Here is a 20,250-nt window from a genome sequence, read left to right on the forward strand (position 1 = left end):
ATATGCCTATATATACAAAAGAACAAGCACAGGCTTTATTAAAGAAAGTGCTTAGCTATTCAAAAGCCGACGAGTGTGAAGTAGGCCTTAGCGGCAGCGAGGGCGGTAACGTACGTTATGCGTTAAACGCGGTTTCAACAGCCGGCGATATCAGCACGGTTGGGCTTAGCGTAACCTCTGTTTATGGCAAAAAAGCAGGTTCGGCAACTATCGATCAGTTTGATGATGCCTCTTTAGCGCGCGTTGTACGCCGGTCGGAAGAGTTGGCACAGCTTGCTCCCGAAAATTCGGAGTACATGCCGATGCTTGGCCAAAGCGAGTTTAAAGAAGCCATCACTTATAACGCCAATACCGCCGCCATGACGCCCGAAAGCCGTGCCGAAATGGTGGGCAAAAGCTTACAGGTAACCAAAGAAGCTAAACTGTTCGCGGCAGGTTTCCTTGAAAATTCAAGCGGGTTTAACTCTGTAATGAACTCAAAAGGCTTGTTCGCTTACAATAAAAGCAGCGATGTTACCTTTTCGGTTACTACCCGTAACGAAGGCGGTACCACATCCGGTTACGCAGCGCGTGGCTTTACCGATGTAGCTAAACTGGATACGGCCTCTGCAACCCGCGTAGCTTGCATGAAGGCCAATGCATCTGTTGGTGCAAGGGCTATTGAGCCCGGAAAATACACCGTGATATTAGAGCCCGTGGCGGCAACCTATATGCTGGAAAATATGTTCCGTTTTGACGCGCGCAGCGCGGAGGAAGGCCGTAGCTTCCTGAGTAAAAAAGGTGGCGGTACCCGTTTGGGAGAGCAACTGGTTGACCCTAAAGTTACCATCTACTCCGATCCATTTAATACTGATTTGCCCGGCTCAACCTGGGGTGGCGATGGTTTGCCAAGAAAGAAAACATTGTGGATTGATAAAGGTGTGGTGAAAAATTTATCGTACTCGCGCTTTTGGGCGCAAAAGAAAGGCGTGCAACCTATCCCCGGCCCAAGCAATATTATTATGGAGGGCGGCACGCAAAGCCTGGAGGAGCTAATAAAAGGTACCGAGAAAGGCATCCTGGTTTCGAGGTTATGGTACATCCGCATGGTGGACCCGCAATCGCTACTGTTAACAGGGCTTACCCGTGATGGTACGTTTTATATCGAGAACGGTAAGATCATGTTCCCGGTAAAAAACTTCAGGTTTAACGAGAGCCCGGTAATTATGCTGAACAACCTCGAAGCCCTTGGCAAGCAGGAACGCAGCATCAGCGTAGAAAGCTACCGTAGCTACCTTATCCCACCAATGAAGATCAGGGACTTTACATTTAGTTCACTGTCAGACGCGGTGTAGTCACCAATAAAATATCAAACGCCATTGCCAAAAGCAGTGGCGTTTTTGTTTCTTTGTAGCCCCAAAACTTTTATCATGCAAATCTTCCGGGTCAGTAATTCTACATTATCATCAAAGTACGTTGATTTATTTTTGCAGGACAAATATGGGTTTAGCGCAACTGCTACTTACAAAGGGTGGAGTACACGCCAAAGGTTATATTGCAGGATCCATTGGAGTATCTCAAGGAATTTCTGCCTGCCGACAGCGAGGAAATGCAATGGATGTTATCAACCCAAAAGTTTCTATTGGACGAATTGGGAAAAGCAGATAAATCGCAACTAAGAATAGGCGCTACCCACATGGATATTAGGTTCGATAATTTCAACATCACCAAAGAGGGGCAGATCAACTTATTCGATTTTGATTTCTGCGGGAATGGCTGGCTGTGTTACGATATTGCTTACTATATTTTGCAATTGAATAGTACGGAGAAGGTGGAAGCCGAACGCACGGAAAAACTGAATAACTTTTTAACCGGCTATGAAAGTGTTATTACAATAACTGATGAAGAAAATCGCTTGCTGCCTGTGTTAGGAGTAAGCATGTATTTCTTTTATCTTAGCATTCAGGCGCAGCGGTTTGATAATTGGTCGAATGTGTTTTTTAACAAAACCTATTTGAAACGATTTATTAATCTGCTTGTAAAAAAATACTTCGACGAAAACGTTGTTACCACAAATACTGTTAACCCATCATGACAAATACAATAAAAATTGGCTGGATAGGCCTTGGCCTAATGGGCAACCCTATGTCGCAGCAATTGTTAAAGGCAGGTTATCCGGTAACGGTTTATAATCGCCATAAAAATAAAGAGGCCGAACTAAAGGAGCAAGGCGCCACCACTGCATCAACCCCCAAAGAACTTTTGCAACAGACGGGTGTGGTGATCATTATGGTGACCGACGATAAGGCTATCCGCGAAATATTTACAGGCGAAGATGGTTTGTTAAAGGCTGATGTTAACGGTAAAGTAATCATCAATATGAGCACCGTATCTCCCGCTATCAGTAAAGAAATGGCTGAATTGTGTAAAGCGCAGGGTTTGGATTATTTAGATGCACCGGTATCCGGCAGTGTTAAACAAGCTGAAACCGCGCAATTGGTTATCATGGTCGGCGGAGATGCTGAAGTATTTGAGAAAGTAAAACCAGTTTTAGAAACCATTGGTAAATTAGCGGTTAACGTTGGTGAAGTTGGCGCGGGTAATGCGGCCAAACTTGCTATCAATACTTTATTGAGCTTTTATACCCAGGGCTTAGCCGAGGCGGTTATCCTTGCCAAAAACAATGGGATAAAACCCGAAATTTTATTGAACCTGATAGGGAATGCCGCCATTGCCAATCCATACACAAAAATAAAAGGCGACGCTATTGTAAACGATAATTTTAAAGCGGCATTCAGCCTTAAAAATATTGTGAAAGATTTGAAACTATCGCGGGATATTGGATTAACCACCCCATTAGGTGAAGCGGCATTAAAAACATTTGAAGCGGCCAGCGAAAATTTTGGCGACGAAGATCTTATCTCTATATATAAATATCTGGATAGCGCTAAGTAACTATTCCCGCTTCTTTTTTAGGCTGTAGGCAGGTTTGTTAGACTGAATTTTATCGGCATTATCATAAAGGCTTAAGGTGCGTTTATTAATGATGAATGAATATGCCTTTTGATCTTTAGCGTTCAGGTTAAAAATAATCTCGTCGTGGCTGTGTTGTGGGTCGGCAATATGGTCGTTTTGTACGAAGTAGGTCGTAAGCCCCGGTAAACCGGTTACTTTTCCGTTGTCGTTAAATTTGGCAATTATCTTTTTGCCTACAGCGTCCGTGCCTTCGTAATTGCCGGATAGGATGGCCTGGTTGATCATCAGGTTCATGCCTTCGGTTAAGCCACCTGCAGGTTTGCTTTGCATAGCTTTAATGTATTGTGCGGTATTAGTTTCTTTAGTTTGGTTGTTGTAACTGTAGATAATTAGCGTGGTATCACCATTTTTTACCTTATAGCTTAACTCATCGTCGCCAAGTTCGATAGTAGTAGTGTTTTTACCAGCCTGGAATCTTAATGCTGAGTTAGTGCCTTCATGGTTGTTTATTACAACGGGTACTATAATGCTATCACCCTTTAGCTGTGCCGTATCAATATACATTACTGTGATGCCCGTGCCTTTTTCAACAGCCTCCAGCGGCGATTTGCTTTTCTTTACTTTTTTAACGTAATCCTTTTTCACCCACACGCCACTGATCAGCGGTTTAAACTGGTGTATCAAATCCTGGGACTGGTCCAGTCGGCCGGCCAAGGTTGTATCCTGGTCGGTATCACCTGTTTTACTTTTGCACGATAGGAAAATACTGAGTATAAGCGGGAGATAGAAGATCCTTTTCATGTAGACGTGTTAATAAACCCAAGATAGGGAATTATAGGCCTATTGTTGTCTAAATGACACAATAAGTTTCTTATTAATTATTAAAAATATTTGTCTTTAATCTTTTCGGCAGGTATATAGCTTATGTCGTTATTGATTTCTTCATGAAGCATTTTATCAATCATAGCTTTATAATTATCAGTTAGACATGATGCTAAATGGGTTTGATTTTCGATGTATTTCTTTTCATCCATGAATTAAATTTAAGAAAATAACTTTACAACCTGCCAACATAAACAACCTTAAACCTTCAAACTTCTTTCGTATTTTTGCATCTCATTAATTCCATCCCTGCATGAATGCTGATGCTGTGAAAATGCTGCAAGGCCGTTATTGTAACTCATTAACAAACTATTCCCGTTTTGTAACCCGCGAGGTTGCTATTGGCGATGTGCCAATGGGCGGCAATAATCCTATCCGCATACAAAGCATGACCACTACCGATACCATGGACACCATGGGTACGGTTGAGCAAACCATCCGCATGGTTGATGCCGGCTGCGAGTACGTGCGTATTACCGCGCCCAGCATTAAGGAAGCAAATAACCTTGCCGAGATAAAAAAACAACTGCGTCAACGCGGGTACAACGTGCCGTTAGTTGCAGATATCCACTTTACCCCGAACGCTGCCGAGGTAGCCGCACGTATTGTTGAAAAAGTACGCGTGAACCCCGGCAACTACGCCGATAAAAAGAAATTCGATACTTTAGATTATACCGACCTTGAGTACAAGGGCGAGTTGGAACGTATCTTTCAAAAGTTTACCCCGCTGGTAAATATTTGTAAAGAATATGGCACTGCCATGCGTATTGGTACCAACCACGGCTCGCTGAGCGACCGTATCATGAGCCGTTATGGCGATACCCCGCAGGGGATGGTAGAGAGTGCGATGGAGTTCATCCGCATGTGCGAAATATTGGGTTATTATAGCCTTGTAGTGAGCATGAAGAGCAGCAACCCGCAGGTAATGGTACAGGCTTACCGCTTGCTGGTACAAACCATGGTGGCCGAAGGTATGAACTACCCGCTGCACCTCGGCGTAACCGAAGCCGGCGACGGCGAGGATGGCCGTATTAAATCTGCCGTAGGTATCGGTACCTTATTGGAAGATGGCCTGGGCGATACCGTGCGCGTGTCCCTAACCGAAGAACCCGAAGCAGAAGCACCCGTGGCTATTGCGCTGGTGAAGAGATATACTGAGCGAAGCCTCACCCCAAACCCCTCTCCGGGGGAGAGGGGCTTAAAAAAAGTCTCCCCAACCGGGGGAGATTCAGAGGGGGCTCACTCCCCCTACGAATACAAAAAACGCGAAACCTATGAGGCTAATGCCTTTATAGGCGGGCACATGGTGCCAAGGGTCGTTGTAGATCTGTCTGCCGCTAACTTAAAAGCCCCCGCGGTGATGAATGATGCAGGTTACCTCTACTCAGCACTGCTGGATAAATACAATATGGCCGAGCAATCGGTAGATTTTGTTTATCTGGCTGATAACTTGCCGTCGTTTACCCTGCCGGGAAATTTAAAGCAGCTGTACAATTATACAACCTGGCAAAAGCTGGCTAATAAAATGCTTTGTCACCCGGTGTTTACGCTGGATGAATATGTAGGTGATGGTACCGACCGTACATCTGCGCTAAACCTTGTACGCATAAAAAAAGCCGATCTGGACAGCGAAGCATTTGGTTTGATCCCGCTTGATAAAAGCTTAGTTTTCGTACTGGAAACAACCGAACATCACGGCATGGCCGATCAACGCGCGTTTTTCCTGAAATTACAGGCATTGGAATTGGATGTGCCGGTGATCATCAAGCGTAGCTACGCTTTTGATACGGAGGATTTAGAACTTAAGACACAGAACTTACAACTATATGCCGGTACCGACTTGGGCGCTTTATTAGTTGATGGCTTTGGCGATGGCATCTGGATAGATGCGCCGCAGGTGCCCACTAATATTATTACTTCTACCGCTTTTGGGATACTGCAGGCAACCCGCTCGCGCATTTCCAAAACAGAATATATTTCCTGCCCAAGCTGCGGCCGTACCCTGTTTGACCTGATGGTAACCACCCAGATGATCCGCAGCAGGACGAGCCATTTGAAGGGATTAAAGATCGGTATCATGGGCTGTATCGTAAACGGCCCCGGCGAAATGGCCGATGCCGATTACGGTTACGTGGGCTCGGGTACGGATAAAGTTACCCTGTATCGCGGCCAGCAAGCGGTAAAAAAGAATATCAGTTCTGCCAACGCGCTTGATGAGCTTATTGACATTATTAAAGTTGATGGTAACTGGATAGAGCCTGCGGAATAAAGTGATGAGAAAGAAGATTACGGTTTTTTTACTGATGTTTGTTGTCCTTAAATCCTTTGGGCAACAGGGCGATTTTGATAAAGGACTTATAGCGTTCGGCTCAAAAAATTTTAAGGAAGCAATTTCGAAATTAAGGCCTTTTGCCGAGAAAGGTAACTGCATAGCTCAATTTGCTGTAGGTTTTTCTTATATGTATTCTGCTGATAGCCAAAATGATACAACCGCCCGCCACTGGTTGCTTATGGCTGCGGAACAGAAACAATCCGCAGCAATGGGGCCTTTAGCGGCAAACTACTTTGGTTCAATAGCTGAAGATGCCAACGTTAAAGCTTATATGTGGGCAATGCTTGCAGCAGAGTACGATGCAAGGCAAAAATTCACAACAACACGTGTTCTAATAAAAAGCTATTTGAAACCCGGAGAATTGCAAAAAGCAGAAGCCATCATTAAAATTTACAAGGATAAGTGGAAGGATACTCCAGATTGCAAATAACATTTTTGTAGCGGAAAGAACTTTTGAAAACGATCTTAATTGCCTTGGGAAATTAAGATATATCTTCTTTTACCTATCAGATTTTCACTTTAAACACCTGCCAACCTGTCACCGAAAGGTAAGTTAGACTGACGGTTTGTAAGTTAACTGACACCCTACCATTATTTTTTCTGCCAAATGCATATTGGCACAGGCATTGATAAATAGGTGTGGAAGCATTTATTATCAAGAAAAAAAAATCATAATATGTCTAAAATAATTGGAATTGACTTAGGAACAACAAACTCCTGCGTATCAGTAATGGAAGGTAACGAACCTGTAGTTATTGCTAACAGCGAGGGAAAACGTACTACGCCTTCTGTTGTAGCTTTTGTTAACGACGGTGAGCGTAAAGTGGGCGACCCGGCAAAACGCCAGGCCATTACAAACCCAACAAAAACTATTTATTCTATCAAGCGCTTTATGGGTAACAACTTCAACGAAGTTACTACTGAAGTTGGCCGTGTACCTTACAAAGTAGTTAAAGGCGACAACAACACCCCTCGTGTTGAAATTGGCGACCGTAAATATACTCCTCAGGAGATCTCTGCTATCATTCTTCAAAAAATGAAGAAAACGGCTGAAGATTTCTTAGGCCACGAAGTTACCGAAGCGGTTATTACCGTTCCTGCATACTTTAACGATGCACAACGCCAGGCAACTAAAGAAGCTGGTGAAATTGCAGGTTTAAAAGTTCGCCGTATCATTAACGAGCCTACTGCTGCTGCCCTAGCCTACGGTTTGGACAAAGCACATAAGGACATGAAGATAGCGGTATTTGACTGTGGTGGTGGTACGCATGACGTATCTGTACTGGAGTTAGGTGATGGCGTGTTCGAAGTGAAATCTACCGATGGTGATACTCACTTAGGTGGTGACGATTTTGACCAGGTTATTATCGACTGGATGGCAGACGAATTTAAAAGCGACGAAGGTGTTGACTTGCGTAAAGACCCAATGGCTTTGCAACGTTTAAAAGAATCTGCAGAGAAAGCTAAGATCGAATTATCAAGCTCTACTCAAACAGAGATCAACCTGCCATATATTACTGCTGGTGCCGAAGGCCCTAAGCACTTGGTTAAAACTTTAAGCCGTGCTAAATTTGAGCAATTGGCTGATAGCTTGATCAAACGTACTATTGAGCCTTGCCGTACTGCTTTGAAAAACGCAGGTTACAGCACTTCAGATATCGACGAAGTTATCCTGGTAGGTGGTTCAACTCGTATCCCGGCTATACAGGATGCAGTACAAAAATTCTTTGGCAAAGCGCCGTCAAAAGGTGTTAACCCTGATGAAGTTGTTGCCATTGGTGCAGCTATACAGGGTGGTGTGTTAACCGGCGAGGTTAAAGATGTATTGTTGTTAGATGTTACCCCGTTATCATTAGGTATCGAAACTATGGGTGGTGTAATGACAAAACTGATCGAGTCGAACACAACTATTCCTACTAAAAAATCAGAAACATTCTCTACAGCGTCAGATAGCCAGCCATCTGTTGAGATCCACATACTACAGGGCGAGCGCCCAATGGCAGCGGGTAACCGTACCATAGGCCGTTTCCACCTGGATGGTATACCTCCTGCACCTCGTGGTGTGCCTCAGGTTGAAGTAACATTCGACATTGACGCGAACGGTATATTACATGTATCTGCAAAAGATAAAGCTACCGGTAAAGAGCAAAAGATCCGTATCGAAGCATCATCTGGTTTAACCGATGCCGAGATCAAAAGGATGAAAGACGAAGCTGAAGCTAATGCTGAATCGGATCAAAAAGCAAAAGAAGAAGTTGAAAAACTGAACTCTGCTGATGCCCTGATCTTTTCTACCGAGAAACAATTGAAAGAGTATGGTGATAAGATCCCTGCCGATAAAAAAGGCGCTATCGAAGCCGGCTTAGAAAAATTGAAAACAGCTTACGTTGCTAAAGACCTTGCTGCTATTGAGCCAGCACAGGAAGAGTTAAACGCTGCATGGACTGCTGCATCTGAAGATATGTACAAAGCATCTGCCGAAGGCGGACAACAGCCGGGTGCTGACGCAGGTCAGCCTGCAGGTGGCAAACCGGAAGGTAATGCTGACAATGTAACAGATGTTGACTTCGAAGAAGTAAAATAATCAGCCCGATATATAAACAAAAAGGCCCCGAATTTCGGGGCCTTTTTTGTTGGTGTAGATTGTCAGTCTGAGCTTGTCGAAGACTTATCCGCCCTGTATAGTTTGGTAATGGTTCGACAAGCCCACCATGACATAATTAAAATAAGAAAGGCCATCCGTTAGCTAACGGATGGCCTTTCTATATAAAGTCTTTTATCTTAAGATATCAAATTATTTACCTTATCAACCAACTCAGTTAAATCGAATGGTTTGTTAATGATTGCGTCGCAACCATAGGCGTAAAGGTCGGCCTCGTGGTTAATATATGCTGAGAATATAATAACAGGTACATTACCAAATTTGGGGTGTGCTTTAATACTACGGCAAAGTTCGCCGCCGTTTTGGCCCGCTACGCGATAATCAAGAATAACCAGGTCGGGTTTAAATTCTTCAACAAAGGGCATAACATTTTCGCTCGCCCCGGTGCTTTTTACATCGAAGTTTTCGTACGTAAGCGTTTCATGAACAATGTCCAGAATATCCTGATTGTCGTCCAATACTAAAATGCGCTTCACCATAACCAATGAGTAACTAAATTAAAAAGTAAGTAAAGATATTAAAGTAAGATGAAAAATATATGAAGGCAGTATCTTGGTACGGAAACGTAGCTTAATAATATCTGGTAATTGATCAGCTATGAGCCAAATGTAAGACATTTATTTATATTAAAAAAAATAGTATAGCTATAGTTTTAAAAATAAATTATGTTATAAAATAAGATAATGAGTTGCTTGCCATGTATATGTAGAAAAAATACAGGCACAAAAAAGCCCCCGTTGATAAAACGGGGGCTTTAAATATGATTAATAAGGATATGCCTTACCTGGATGGTTGCGTTTCCATGCGCCGCGGCGTTCCAGCCATGCGGCGTGTTTTCTTTTCTCTTCGCGTTTACGGGCTTCGTTACCAATAATGTAACCACCACCTGCACCAATAGCACCACCAATTACGGCGCCACCAACGCTTTTACCTATAAGGGCACCTGCAACAGCACCACCCGCACCACCAATAATGGCGCCTTTACCTTGTTTACTTATTCCTTTACTCTCTTGCGCCTGGGCACTAAAATTAACAGTTGTGGTTAATGATAGTAACAAGCCTCCATATATGATCAATCTTTTCATGGTATGTATCTTTATAAATATGAAAAACTTTAACAAATAGCAAGCCAGTAAAGCTTACATATTAATAGAGCCGTAAAAATGCCAATGGTTTAAAATTTATTTTAAAAAATTAAGTATCGCTGCCGAAAACTGTATAGTATTGCCTGCACTGTTATGGTTACCGGGTACGGTAACGAACTTAGAACCAAGTATCATTTTCTGTAAAACGGTGACATCGCCGTTGGTGGTATCTTCTGTCCCGTCTATCAATAGCACCGGTATTTTAACCGCCGCAAGCTCTTTAGGGCTGGTGCTTGGCTGGTTTTTTTGCTGGTAGGCCAGGGCAAGGTTATCAAACTTGTTTTTATGGATCCAAACCATCATCTCATCCACATCATGCATGGTGGTATCGCCCATTAAAGCTTTATAAGCGTGGATTCGTCGAGGCCATTCGGGGTTGGTGTAATCGGCACCCATACCACCCATTACGGCCTTGTTAATGCGTTTATCAAGCACAATCAGGCGCGACGTAATGATAGACCCGCGCGAGTACCCCACAACGCTATATCTCTTAAGACCGAGGCTGGTTGCCAATGCCATTACATCCTTGGCTTCTGCATCGTTGCTGTATCCCGCGTCGGTGTGGGGCTTGCCGGAAAGGCCGTTACCGCGTTGGTCCAGTATAATTACCTGGTAACCCGCGTCAATCAATGCCGGGTAAAGTGAGCCATGCTTCCAACCCTGGCTGGTGCCGGTAAAGCCATGCAACAATATCACCGGGAAGCCTGTGCCTTTTACCTCGTAATAGATCTTTGTTCTGTCGAAGGACGTGAACAATTTACCCTCCGGGTTTTGGGCGTGCAGGTTAACGCTGCAAACAATGGTTAAAATAAGTGCTGATAAGATCCTCTTCATAACATTAAACAAACAGGTTTAAAATTAAAACACCACCCAGGCCTATTACAGATACTAAACTTTCCATCACCGACCATGATTTGAAGGTGTCCTTTATACTCAGGTTAAAATACTCCTTAAATAACCAAAAGCCTGAATCATTTACATGCGAAAACGCCAAACTTCCTGCACCGATAGATAAGACCATTAAATTAGGATTTACATGTTCGCTAACTACCAATGATGATACTATGCCGGCGGCAGTTAGCCCCGCAACAGTAGCCGAACCTAAACTTACGCGGATAATAGCAGCTATTACCCAACCTAAAACAAGCGGCGGCATATTAAAGGATTTTAAGCTATCGGCAATTTCGTTGCTTACTCCGCTGGTGGTTAGCACCTCTTTAAAGGCTCCCGACCCGGCGATGATTAGCAGGATCAGCGATATATCTTTTACGGCATCCACATAATTAACGCCTAACTCGCTCATATTGCGGCCTTGTTTTATACCAAGCGTATAAGTAGCTACGATAAGCGCTATCAGCATAACAATAGAAGGGTCGCCAAGGAAAGCCATCACTTTTAAGGCTTTTTCATTTGTAACACCCAAATATGGGAAGAAAGCCGTAAGCATCAGTAACATCACCGGCAGCAGCGCGGTAAAAAAACTGATAAAGCCGCTTGGTAGTTTATCGGCAGGCATCTCTTCGGCACGGAAGGTTGCCAATGGTTCTGATGGGATCTTTTTTAGAAAACTCGCGAATACAGGCCCGGCAAGTATAATTGTTGGTATAGCGATGCAAAGACCATACACAAATGTAGTAGCCATATTTGCATGGAATAAAGCTACCAATGCCGATGGCGATGGGTGCGGAGGTAAAAAGCCGTGCGTAACAGACAGCGACGCAATCATAGGCAGGCCTATCCAAACGGCGGGTAGCTTGTACTTATACACTACAGAAAATATGAGCGGTACCATCAGCACAAAGCCTATCCCGTAAAACAGGGGGATGCCTATGATGAACCCTGCTGCCACCAATGCCCACTGAATGTATTTTTGCCCAACGGCATTAACCAGTACTTCGGCAATTTTTTGGGCGGCGCCACTTGCGGCAACCAGTTTACCCAGCATGGCCCCAAGGCATATAATAATAAGCAGGCTTCCCAGTATATCGCCAATGCCTTTTTGTACCGATGCGGTTACTTTATTGATAGGTATACCCAACATTAAACCCGCGGTGATGGATACCAGCAGGAACGCCAAAAAAGGGTTTAGCTTAGCCCAGCTAACCAGTAATATGAGCAGTACTATACAGAACAGTATAACCAGCATTATTTTATATTAAGGTTTATAAATGCATTGCTTGCCGGCGGGGCCGGTGCAACTAAAGTAGTAATTATATTAATTGTATGGTGTTAAGTGTTCATCTTTCATAACAATATCAGTTAAGGGTTTGGTAGTAAACTATTTTACAATTGCCTTACCCCGTTCACTCAATTAAACTTCGTTTATTTGCAGGGATGACAAGCCAACGCTATTTTTTCCTGATCCTGATATTAGGCTCGCTTACCGCACTCGCGCCTTTCTCCATAGATATGTATTTGCCGGGTTTCCCGGATATTGCAAAATCCTTGCATACCAGTACCGAGAATGTGGCATTGTCGCTTTCCAGCTTTTTTATCGGGATCTCTGCCGGGCAGTTGCTTTATGGGCCGCTGTTGGATAAATACGGGCGTAAACCACCTTTGTATTTTGGTTTGGCATTATACATTGTAGCGTCAATAGGTTGTTACTTTTCGGCAAGTATCGAGATGCTTATCGCTATGCGGTTTATCCAGGCCATTGGCGGTTGCGCGGCATCGGTAGCATCTATCACTATGGTGCGCGATATTTTCCCGGTGAAGGATAACGCCAAGGTTTTTGCCCTGCTGATATTGGTTTTGGGTGCATCGCCCATGATAGCGCCTACAGTTGGCGGGTATGTGACAACCGCTTTTGGCTGGCAATTGATTTTTCTTATCCTGGCGGTTATCGCCGTGCTGATAAGCCTTGCGGTTATCTTCTTTTTGCCGGAGAGTTATAAGCCCGATCCAACATACTCCCTTAAGCCAAAGCCCATCATCAATGGCTTTATAACCGTTATTAAAACACCGCAGTTTTATACTTATGCCATTAGTGGGGGTGTAGCCTTTTCGGGGTTGTTCGCTTATATCTCCTCGTCGCCATTGGTATTTATGGAAGTATTTAACGTGAGCAGCAAAGTTTACGGATGGATCTTCGCTATCCTTTCGGTAGGTTTTATTGGTTCCAGCCAGGTAAATAGTTTACTGGTTAAAAAATACAAAAGCGCGCAAATAGTTAATGCCGCGCTTATTGCAATGGTAATTATTTCGGCTTTATTCGTTGTTGGATCTGTGCAAAACATACTTGGGCTTGTGGGCACCATTGCCATGATATTTTTGGTATTGTGCTGCGTAGGCATTACCAGCCCAAATACATCGGCGTTAGCCTTAGCGCCATTTGAGAAAAACGCGGGTACGGCATCAGCCCTTTTAGGCGCATTCCAAATGTGCATAGGGTCGGTTGTATCTGTAGGGATCAGTTTGTTCAAAAGTCAATCTTCTATACCCATGTCGGCTATTATGCTGGCGGCATCGTCACTGGCCTTATTTATCGTACTAATAGGCCGCCGAAATATCAATGAGAGGGTTGAGTGCACCGGCGGGTCCTTTGCCGCACACTAAACTTTTTTAACAGTAGCGTTATTTTAATAGTGCATATTTTAAAATATTGCCTACAATTATGAACAGCATCGTACCATACTAAAATGGGACGTTTTGTAACAAAAGCTGCATAATAAGCTAAAAGATATTCCTGTATGGAATAATACTTTAGTGTGGCATTAGCCTTGCAAACAGCACGATAATAAAAACTAACAGTTGTATTATTTACAACTTTTGGTTGTGTTGATACAAGATTATACGAAAAGCCCCCCTCATGATTGCCGGTGTAAAAAAAATATCTATCCTACGTTATGCCTTAATTGTAATGCTCATAGTAGTGTTGTTTGGCAGCGCATTTTATTTATACCTGCATTATAACAAGGCCGAAAAACTGCGCGGAAATTTCCAGCAGATGGTAAACGCGCGCGAAAACTCATCCCTTATAGATAGCTGTATTGTTGAACTTTATAGTGCCGATAACAGCAGCCGTATGTATGCCCTTACCGGGCGCAAATGGTATTCAAACGAGTTTGCAAGGCAGATCAAGAATGTACGCGGAATTATTACGGCCATCAATTCTAACGATAAAAAATCCGCTAATTTATCTGGTGATGACGAACTGGGAAACTTGGTTAGCGAGAAGAAGTTAAAAACCGATAGCTATATTAAACTGATGGCTTTATCTGATAGCCTGATGCGGTCGGCTAAAAAGATAAATGAGGCTTTAAAGGATAAGGACAATAAGATAATACAACAACCTGTAGTAAGGCGTATAAAAACGCAGGTACGCATAGATACTGTTAAAACGGTGGCCATTGCCAAAACGCCTGAGCAAAAAAAGAAGTTATTTGGTCGCCTGTTTTCTGTTTTCGATAAAAAGAAAAAAGAAGAGGGTAATAAACTTGTGCTGTTAACAAGGCGTACGGATACCATTATTACCACCATGACAGCCAGCCCTAAAGTGGCACAGGCCTACAATAAATATTACACTAAAATATACGATGCCAACAATAAGTTGCGTGCCAACGAGCGCGAGATGCTGGAGATAAACAACCGTTTAATTAGCCAGATCATTGGTAGTCTTAAAAAGTACAAAGTGGCTGAGCAGCAATACATAGTGGGTAGCCGGGAAGAGATGAACAGCAACCTTTCTACCGTATTGTACGAGTTTAAAAGGTTATCGGGCATTATGTTTCTGCTGCTTACTACGGTTGTAGTTATTATACTTTATAACATCTGGAAGATCTTCCGTAACGAGGAGGAATTGGTTGTTTATACCGAGATGGCCGAAAAACACGTGCAATCTAAAAGCCGCTTTTTAGCCAGCATGAGCCACGAGATCCGTACACCTTTGAACTCTATTATCGGTTTCTCGGAACAGCTAACACAAAGTAACTTAACTGCAACACAAACCGAGCAAAGCAACGCCATCCGCAGCTCGTCAAAAATGCTGCTGGAGGTTGTTAATGAGATCCTGGATTTCTCAAAGTACGAAACCGGTAAAATGAATTTCGAGACTTCGCCCTTTAGTCCGTTTAAGGCAATACAGGAAATTGCCACCAGTATGCAGGTGCAAGCAGGTAAAAAGAATATTGCCTTAAAGCACGATATAAACTTCGTCAAAGACTTTTGCTTTAACGGCGATTGTTTTAGGTTGAAGCAAGTAATTATGAACCTGGTAGGTAATGCCATTAAATTTACCACCATTGGCGAGGTTGCCATTACTGCGTTTTTAACTGAAGGCAAACCCGGCCAGCAGATCTTGAATGTGCAAGTGCGAGATACCGGCTTGGGTATCGATAAAGAGCATTTACCGCTACTATTTGAAGAGTTCTCGCAGGTGGCATCGGCACAAAAAACAGCTAATTATAGCGGTACGGGGCTTGGCCTCGCCATCTGTAAAAAAATCATTGAGTTACAAGGCGGCAGTATCAAAGTAACCAGTAAAGTAGGCAAAGGGTCGGTATTTAACTTTAAGCTGCCAATGGATGTTGCAGAAAAGGGGGCATGTGTTAAGCAACAAGAAGTTGTAGCCCAGTTTGACCCCAAACAGTTTGTTGCAGGCCGACACGTATTGATAGCTGAGGATAACAAACTAAATGTATTACTGGTAAGTACCATTCTTAAAAAATGGAAGATAAGCTTTGATATTGCCTATAACGGCCGCGAAGCGCTGCAGCTTTTTGAAGATAAACATTACGACATTGTACTTACAGATATTGAAATGCCGGAAATGGGTGGTATAGAACTTACCCAGGTTATCCGTACCAACGGCAATACTAAAAAAGGCGAAGTGCCTATTTTAGCCCTTACCGCTAACGTACTTAAAGAGGACAGGGACAAGTATTTGTCTGTAGGGATGAGTGGTGTGGTATTAAAACCATTTTCTGAACAAAACCTGATAGATAACGTTGCCGCCGCTTTGCAAAAAAAAAGTGAATTAGTAGGATAATAGATTTGCTACAACTGCAGCTTTTGGTAAATAACAAGTGTAATTGTTTTCTTTAATAATTACCGTTATGTTTATTACCGTAATTACACGGTTATCATCATGAGAAAAACCCTACTTTTTATCCTCCTGTGCTGGCATGCAAACTCATTTGCACAAAATGCGGCCGGCTTAACCATCAGCAGCAATACCGGGCAAACTATTAGCAGGCATATCTACGGCCAGTTTGCCGAACATTTAGGCCGGGGCATTTATGATGGTTTTTGGGTTGATAAAAACCTGCCGGTAAAAAAGCAGGACAGGATACGCCTGGATGTAGTTAACGCTTTACGGAAAATAAAGATCCCTAACCTGCGCTGGCCGGGTGGCTGCTTTGCCGATGAATATCATTGGCGCGATGGTATTGGCCCCAGTATGCAAAGGCCTAAAATGGTTAATACCAATTGGGGTGGTGTAACCGAAGACAATAGCTTGGGCACACATGAATTTTTAGCACTTTGTAAGCTGCTTGACACCGAGCCATACATTGCCGGTAATGTTGGCAGCGGCACGGTAGAAGAGATGGCTAAATGGGTAGAGTATCTAAACTCGGGCAGTAGCAGCACAGTTGCTAAAATGCGTGCCCAAAATGGCCATCCCGAACCTTTTAAAGTTAGCTTTTGGGGCGTAGGTAACGAAAGCTGGGGCTGTGGCGGCGAAATGACCCCTGAATTTTATGCCGGCCAGTTTAGGCGGTATGCTACATATGCAAGGGATTACCCGGGTACACCGCTAAAAAAGATTGCCAGCGGCGCAAATTCCTTTGATTATAATTGGACGGAAGTATGCATGAAAAATATCCCTCTTAATATGATGTGGGGGTTATCGTTACATTACTATACCATACCTACCGGTAACTGGGGCAAAAAAGGGTCGGCAACCAGTTTTACCGAGCAGGAGTATTTTAATACCATGGTAAGCTGCCTTAAAATGGAAGAACTGGTTAATAAACATTCGGCCATAATGGATAAGTATGACCCGGATAAAAAAGTGGCGCTGGTAGTTGATGAGTGGGGGATTTGGACCGACCCCGAACCGGGCACCAACCCCGGGTTTTTATACCAGCAAAACAGCCTGCGCGACGCGTTGATAGCCGCAACTACTTTAAATATATTTAACAACCACTGCGATAGGGTAAAAATGGCCGAACTGGCCCAAACAGTTAACGTACTGCAGGCATTGATCCTTACCGATAAAGCTAAGATGCTGCTAACACCCACATACCATGTATTTGATATGTACAAAGTGCACCAGGATGCTAAGTATTTAGCCATAAACCTAAAATCGCCGTATTATGATGTTAACGGCAAAAACATCCCGGCCATAAACGTTTCCGCTTCGCAGGATGCTACAGGGAAAATCCATATATCTTTAGTTAACGTTGATATGAACAAAGCGGTTAGCATTAGCACACAGTTAAAAGATCTCAAATGGTCGGCAGTAACCGGTGAGATACTTACCTCTGCTAACATTACAGATGTAAATACCTTTCAGCAGCCTTCTAAATTGCACATCAACAATTTTACCGGTGCAAAAAAAGACGGGGATGACCTTAAGGTAACTATCCCGGCAAAATCAGTGGTGATGTTAGAACTTAAGTAGATTTTTTCGCGGCTTTATTTGTTTTTCGCTCCGCTTTTTTCACCTCGTCTTTTTCGCTCAACGGCATTTCTGTTTCCAGATTGTTATTACCGGGTGATGGTGATTTTGCGATGGCCTTTTTTGCGGCGGCCGGTCTGCCTTGTGATGTTGTCATGTGCATTTCCTCCTGTTAAAATAACTTTTGAGTGTGCAAAATGTTTACAAAAACTTAATTTTTAATGTGTTTAAATACCTATCGGGCAAGCGATATCAGGAAAAAAGATAATAGGAAGGATTGTTTTTTTAACTGGCGAAGCTCGGTCTTCAGTTCTTGAAACTGCTGTTGGGCCTGCCTGTTCTCCAGGTAAAAGTAGATGGCACATCCCAGGAATATCTTACCCAACACAAACACAGCGGCGAAAATAAATTTCCACGTTTTATGCACTTTCATGTGGTTGTTCTCAGATTCAACCTCAATGTATTGCTGGCCCTTATCAGGCTTCGTAAAATTTTTGTGATTAGTTCCCTCGCACGCCGTGAACGGCTCAGCGTCGCTTGTTTGGCGCAGGATGGTCTCGTCGATACTGGCAGAGATCTTGTTCCAGGTATGTACAGGAGGGGTACCGGCCATGCTTTGGCAAGCAGTTCCATATCTGTTTCCAATTCCTGTAAAGCAATGTTTACCTCAGGTTATTTAGCTTTCATCTGCAGCAGTTCATGCACCTAATGCTCGGAGGCAGAACCTGTTATATAAGCTTCTAATATGCCGCTATTAATGTACTGCTGTATCATTACGGTTTTTCCTGATAATTGTAAACGATTCTCTTAGTAATTGCCTGATGGTATCTTCGGGCTTATTTAACTCGGTAGCCAATTTAGCAGTTGTTTTGCCATGGTAATGTACTCCACAAAAAACAAGTTGCTGCTCCTGGTTCATCATTTCAATAAACTTATTGCTTTGTATCGCTTTCTTAGTGGTTATTTCTACCTGGTCGGCACAATCTTCAACCGTGCTGATAAATGATGATAGCTTTTTGCGGGCCAACTGCTGTAAACGCAGGAAAGCATTTGCGCCGGGTGCCAGTATCTCTTCAATATCCTTATGCTGCAAGTCGTTAAAAACCTCTATAAGGTATTGCTCGGCAATGGCAATTTCTTTTACCACTTCCTTGATATAACCCAATAGCATTGCGCCATAGTTAGTGTATAAACTATGCTTGCTTTGCTTAATTGTGGGTAATGAAGCTTCAGTATGTATTAACTGCTGTTTCAAGTTTAATTAATTAGTTTGTTAGTAAGGGTAAGCAAAAAGTATTTATAATGTTCTAAATATATTTTAAAAAAGAATAATTAGTTAAAAAATTTCTTCTATGGAATCGTTTTCTGCTGAAACCATCTTGTTTCTGACAGGGAAATGTTAAGTTAAACATCCATACTGCTTTGCGAATTGTTGCGCCCTTTACATAGTTTTAAACTATGCAACGCTACCTTATCCTTTTCGCGTTTTTAATATCAACCGCGGTTAATGCCCAAACTACATTAAAGGCGCGCGTGTTCGAGAATAAAACCCGCATTGGCCTGGCCGGGATTAGGGTAGATAACCTGAATAACAAGAAAACTACGCTCACCAATTTTAGCGGGGATTTTACTACCCCCGCTAAAATTGGCGCCTTGCTGGTGCTTAAAGGCTTTACTTACCAGGTTGATACGCTGGTTTTAACCAAAATGAACGAGCAGGAAATATTTATGGATTCTTTTACCAACGCACTGAACCAGGTCAACATTGCCACTACCGAAACCAAAAACCTATTACGACCCAAGGTTTCACGCACAACAGCTGATTTACACACGATGACAAGTTGAACTATAAAGGCGGTGTTATATGGCGATTATGGTGGTGGAAGAAAGATGAGAAAAAGAAAACCAAGCTTGAAGTGCTGCAACAGAAATATGCGATTATGGATAAGATCCAGGCGGTATTTCAGCCGAAGATCATCGCTCAATATATTCCGCTAACGGGCGAGGATCTAACCAACTTTATAAACCTATACACCCCTACTCTACCACCAAGATAGTAACGGAGGAAGATTTTAACCTGGCTAATTACCTCAATGCCTGCCTGAAGAAGTATCAGAAATTATCGCTTGAAAAACGGTAACCACCAAAACTTACAGAGTAATATCTACAAAGTAACGCCACTGCTAAACGCAAAGGCATCGGTAAAAGCACCTGTAAACTGCGGTACAATATCAGGCAGTTTATCGGCATGTTTACGGATGTAGAAACCGGCAACACCTGTAAGTAATGCTGCAGCCCCGCCAATTAACATTCCCTTAAATATACTTTGCTTGTTTTTGCGAAAGATAGCCGCGCCCGCAAATGCGCCGGATGCTACGTGCAGGCCTAACTGGCGCATATCAATATGATCGGTTGTTTTTGCTGATCTCTTTCTTTCCTTCTCTGCGGCAGAGAGCAAAGAAGTTGCAATACTGGTGATTGGAGCGTGCACAAACCTAACTATGCTTAGCGAGCTGGAGTGAAACCCATTGCTGTAATAGTTGGCTATTGCCGGTGCCGCGCTTGCCCTTACACCTGCCACTGCACCTAGTCCTAAAGTTTGCCAAACGGGTTTCCTGCTCTGCATGATCATTTTTGTTATTGTATTTAA

21 protein-coding genes are annotated in these 20,250 nt (G+C 43.2%); 11 read left to right on the forward strand and 10 right to left on the reverse strand.

The window, feature by feature from the left end:
• Positions 1-2: 2 nt before the first annotated feature.
• The 3 genes from RHM67_RS04765 to RHM67_RS04775 all read left to right on the forward strand — a co-directional run bounded on the left by RHM67_RS04765 (position 3) and on the right by RHM67_RS04775 (position 2,934).
• Positions 3-1,334 carry a TldD/PmbA family protein gene (locus RHM67_RS04765; RefSeq protein WP_322230975.1) on the forward strand — a complete coding sequence of 444 codons (1,332 nt, stop codon included), beginning with the start codon at positions 3-5 and terminating at the stop codon, positions 1,332-1,334.
• A 176-nt stretch (positions 1,335-1,510) separates the two neighbouring features.
• Positions 1,511-2,074 carry a phosphotransferase enzyme family protein gene (locus tag RHM67_RS04770; RefSeq protein ID WP_322230977.1) on the forward strand — a complete coding sequence of 188 codons (564 nt, stop codon included), beginning with the start codon at positions 1,511-1,513 and terminating at the stop codon, positions 2,072-2,074.
• The gene (locus RHM67_RS04775; RefSeq protein WP_322230978.1) at positions 2,071-2,934 is read left to right on the forward strand and encodes an NAD(P)-dependent oxidoreductase; all 864 of its coding nucleotides are present in this window, start codon (positions 2,071-2,073) and stop codon (positions 2,932-2,934) included. Before RHM67_RS04770 ends, RHM67_RS04775 begins: the two co-directional genes overlap by 4 nt.
• Here RHM67_RS04775 and RHM67_RS04780 read toward each other — a convergent pair whose 3' ends face one another.
• Together RHM67_RS04780 and RHM67_RS04785 are read right to left on the reverse strand one after the other, a co-directional pair.
• Positions 2,935-3,756, reverse strand: a complete 822-nt coding sequence (locus tag RHM67_RS04780; RefSeq protein WP_322230979.1) for a hypothetical protein — start codon at positions 3,754-3,756, stop codon at positions 2,935-2,937.
• Positions 3,757-3,836: 80 nt separating this feature from the next.
• Positions 3,837-3,989 (reverse strand): hypothetical protein, encoded by a 153-nt coding sequence (locus RHM67_RS04785; RefSeq protein ID WP_322230980.1) that lies wholly within the window; start codon positions 3,987-3,989, stop codon positions 3,837-3,839.
• A gap of 101 nt (positions 3,990-4,090) precedes the next feature.
• Between RHM67_RS04785 and ispG the strand changes: the two genes are divergently transcribed.
• From ispG to dnaK, 3 genes are all read left to right on the forward strand, one after another.
• Complete coding sequence (ispG, locus tag RHM67_RS04790; RefSeq protein ID WP_322230981.1) at positions 4,091-6,106, forward strand: (E)-4-hydroxy-3-methylbut-2-enyl-diphosphate synthase; 2,016 nt, start codon at positions 4,091-4,093, stop codon at positions 6,104-6,106.
• 4 nt (positions 6,107-6,110) lie between these two features.
• A complete protein-coding gene (locus RHM67_RS04795) occupies positions 6,111-6,599 on the forward strand; it encodes a hypothetical protein (RefSeq protein ID WP_322230983.1) in 489 nt (162 codons plus the stop codon).
• Positions 6,600-6,806: 207 nt separating this feature from the next.
• Positions 6,807-8,753, forward strand: coding sequence for a molecular chaperone DnaK (dnaK, locus tag RHM67_RS04800; protein WP_322230984.1), 1,947 nt, complete (start codon positions 6,807-6,809; stop codon positions 8,751-8,753).
• Positions 8,754-8,950: 197 nt separating this feature from the next.
• Here the strand turns inward: dnaK and RHM67_RS04805 are convergent, their stop codons facing one another.
• The 4 genes from RHM67_RS04805 to RHM67_RS04820 all read right to left on the reverse strand — a co-directional run bounded on the left by RHM67_RS04805 (position 8,951) and on the right by RHM67_RS04820 (position 12,122).
• Positions 8,951-9,310, reverse strand: coding sequence for a response regulator transcription factor (locus tag RHM67_RS04805; RefSeq protein ID WP_252757778.1), 360 nt, complete (start codon positions 9,308-9,310; stop codon positions 8,951-8,953).
• 285 nt (positions 9,311-9,595) lie between these two features.
• Positions 9,596-9,916, reverse strand: a complete 321-nt coding sequence (locus RHM67_RS04810; protein ID WP_322230986.1) for a glycine zipper domain-containing protein — start codon at positions 9,914-9,916, stop codon at positions 9,596-9,598.
• Between the two features lie 96 nt (positions 9,917-10,012).
• Complete coding sequence (locus RHM67_RS04815; protein WP_322230988.1) at positions 10,013-10,810, reverse strand: alpha/beta hydrolase; 798 nt, start codon at positions 10,808-10,810, stop codon at positions 10,013-10,015.
• 4 nt (positions 10,811-10,814) lie between these two features.
• A complete protein-coding gene (locus tag RHM67_RS04820) occupies positions 10,815-12,122 on the reverse strand; it encodes a gluconate:H+ symporter (RefSeq protein ID WP_322230989.1) in 1,308 nt (435 codons plus the stop codon).
• A gap of 188 nt (positions 12,123-12,310) precedes the next feature.
• Between RHM67_RS04820 and RHM67_RS04825 the strand changes: the two genes are divergently transcribed.
• The 3 genes from RHM67_RS04825 (at position 12,311) to RHM67_RS04835 (ending at position 17,603) form a co-directional block, all read left to right on the forward strand.
• A complete protein-coding gene (locus RHM67_RS04825) occupies positions 12,311-13,534 on the forward strand; it encodes a multidrug effflux MFS transporter (RefSeq protein ID WP_322230991.1) in 1,224 nt (407 codons plus the stop codon).
• A gap of 253 nt (positions 13,535-13,787) precedes the next feature.
• Positions 13,788-15,965: an ATP-binding protein gene (locus RHM67_RS04830; protein ID WP_322230992.1), complete on the forward strand. Its 2,178-nt coding sequence runs from the start codon at positions 13,788-13,790 to the stop codon at positions 15,963-15,965.
• 99 nt (positions 15,966-16,064) lie between these two features.
• Entirely contained in the window at positions 16,065-17,603 is a 1,539-nt protein-coding gene (locus RHM67_RS04835) for an alpha-N-arabinofuranosidase (RefSeq protein WP_322230993.1), read from the forward strand.
• Here the strand turns inward: RHM67_RS04835 and RHM67_RS04840 are convergent.
• From RHM67_RS04840 to RHM67_RS04850, 3 genes are all read right to left on the reverse strand, one after another.
• Positions 17,596-17,757 (reverse strand): hypothetical protein, encoded by a 162-nt coding sequence (locus RHM67_RS04840; protein WP_322230994.1) that lies wholly within the window; start codon positions 17,755-17,757, stop codon positions 17,596-17,598. The genes RHM67_RS04835 and RHM67_RS04840 overlap by 8 nt on opposite strands.
• Positions 17,758-17,835: 78 nt before the next feature.
• The gene (locus RHM67_RS04845; RefSeq protein WP_322230995.1) at positions 17,836-18,213 is read right to left on the reverse strand and encodes a hypothetical protein; all 378 of its coding nucleotides are present in this window, start codon (positions 18,211-18,213) and stop codon (positions 17,836-17,838) included.
• A 141-nt stretch (positions 18,214-18,354) separates the two neighbouring features.
• Positions 18,355-18,855 carry a sigma factor-like helix-turn-helix DNA-binding protein gene (locus tag RHM67_RS04850; protein WP_322230996.1) on the reverse strand — a complete coding sequence of 167 codons (501 nt, stop codon included), beginning with the start codon at positions 18,853-18,855 and terminating at the stop codon, positions 18,355-18,357.
• Between the two features lie 203 nt (positions 18,856-19,058).
• Between RHM67_RS04850 and RHM67_RS04855 the strand changes: the two genes are divergently transcribed.
• Together RHM67_RS04855 and RHM67_RS04860 are read left to right on the forward strand one after the other, a co-directional pair.
• A complete protein-coding gene (locus RHM67_RS04855; RefSeq protein WP_322230997.1) occupies positions 19,059-19,445 on the forward strand; it encodes a hypothetical protein in 387 nt (128 codons plus the stop codon).
• A complete protein-coding gene (locus RHM67_RS04860) occupies positions 19,442-19,657 on the forward strand; it encodes a hypothetical protein (RefSeq protein WP_322230998.1) in 216 nt (71 codons plus the stop codon). Before RHM67_RS04855 ends, RHM67_RS04860 begins: the two co-directional genes overlap by 4 nt.
• A gap of 107 nt (positions 19,658-19,764) precedes the next feature.
• Here the strand turns inward: RHM67_RS04860 and RHM67_RS04865 are convergent, their stop codons facing one another.
• Positions 19,765-20,226 carry a hypothetical protein gene (locus RHM67_RS04865; protein WP_322230999.1) on the reverse strand — a complete coding sequence of 154 codons (462 nt, stop codon included), beginning with the start codon at positions 20,224-20,226 and terminating at the stop codon, positions 19,765-19,767.
• Positions 20,227-20,250: the final 24 nt, after the last annotated feature.

The sequence above is a fragment of the Mucilaginibacter sp. 5C4 genome (assembly GCF_034345625.1).
Taxonomy (GTDB): domain Bacteria; phylum Bacteroidota; class Bacteroidia; order Sphingobacteriales; family Sphingobacteriaceae; genus Mucilaginibacter; species Mucilaginibacter aurantiaciroseus.

Bases quoted from the DNA above. Each gene is read 5' to 3' on its own strand.
- RHM67_RS04825 (WP_322230991.1), top strand. From the start codon at position 12,311: ATGACAAGCCAACGCTATTTTTTCCTGATCCTGATATTAGGCTCGCTT.
- RHM67_RS04795 (WP_322230983.1), top strand. From the start codon at position 6,111: ATGAGAAAGAAGATTACGGTTTTTTTACTGATGTTTGTTGTCCTTAAA.
- RHM67_RS04855 (WP_322230997.1), top strand. From the start codon at position 19,059: ATGCAACGCTACCTTATCCTTTTCGCGTTTTTAATATCAACCGCGGTT.
- RHM67_RS04840 (WP_322230994.1), bottom strand. From the start codon at position 17,757: ATGACAACATCACAAGGCAGACCGGCCGCCGCAAAAAAGGCCATCGCA.
- RHM67_RS04865 (WP_322230999.1), bottom strand. From the start codon at position 20,226: ATGCAGAGCAGGAAACCCGTTTGGCAAACTTTAGGACTAGGTGCAGTG.
- RHM67_RS04835 (WP_322230993.1), top strand. From the start codon at position 16,065: ATGAGAAAAACCCTACTTTTTATCCTCCTGTGCTGGCATGCAAACTCA.
- RHM67_RS04815 (WP_322230988.1), bottom strand. From the start codon at position 10,810: ATGAAGAGGATCTTATCAGCACTTATTTTAACCATTGTTTGCAGCGTT.
- RHM67_RS04765 (WP_322230975.1), top strand. From the start codon at position 3: ATGCCTATATATACAAAAGAACAAGCACAGGCTTTATTAAAGAAAGTG.
- RHM67_RS04805 (WP_252757778.1), bottom strand. From the start codon at position 9,310: ATGGTGAAGCGCATTTTAGTATTGGACGACAATCAGGATATTCTGGAC.
- RHM67_RS04845 (WP_322230995.1), bottom strand. From the start codon at position 18,213: ATGGCCGGTACCCCTCCTGTACATACCTGGAACAAGATCTCTGCCAGT.
- RHM67_RS04785 (WP_322230980.1), bottom strand. From the start codon at position 3,989: ATGGATGAAAAGAAATACATCGAAAATCAAACCCATTTAGCATCATGT.
- ispG (WP_322230981.1), top strand. From the start codon at position 4,091: ATGAATGCTGATGCTGTGAAAATGCTGCAAGGCCGTTATTGTAACTCA.
- RHM67_RS04780 (WP_322230979.1), bottom strand. From the start codon at position 3,756: ATGAAAAGGATCTTCTATCTCCCGCTTATACTCAGTATTTTCCTATCG.
- RHM67_RS04810 (WP_322230986.1), bottom strand. From the start codon at position 9,916: ATGAAAAGATTGATCATATATGGAGGCTTGTTACTATCATTAACCACA.
- RHM67_RS04820 (WP_322230989.1), bottom strand. From the start codon at position 12,122: ATGCTGGTTATACTGTTCTGTATAGTACTGCTCATATTACTGGTTAGC.
- RHM67_RS04830 (WP_322230992.1), top strand. From the start codon at position 13,788: ATGATTGCCGGTGTAAAAAAAATATCTATCCTACGTTATGCCTTAATT.
- RHM67_RS04775 (WP_322230978.1), top strand. From the start codon at position 2,071: ATGACAAATACAATAAAAATTGGCTGGATAGGCCTTGGCCTAATGGGC.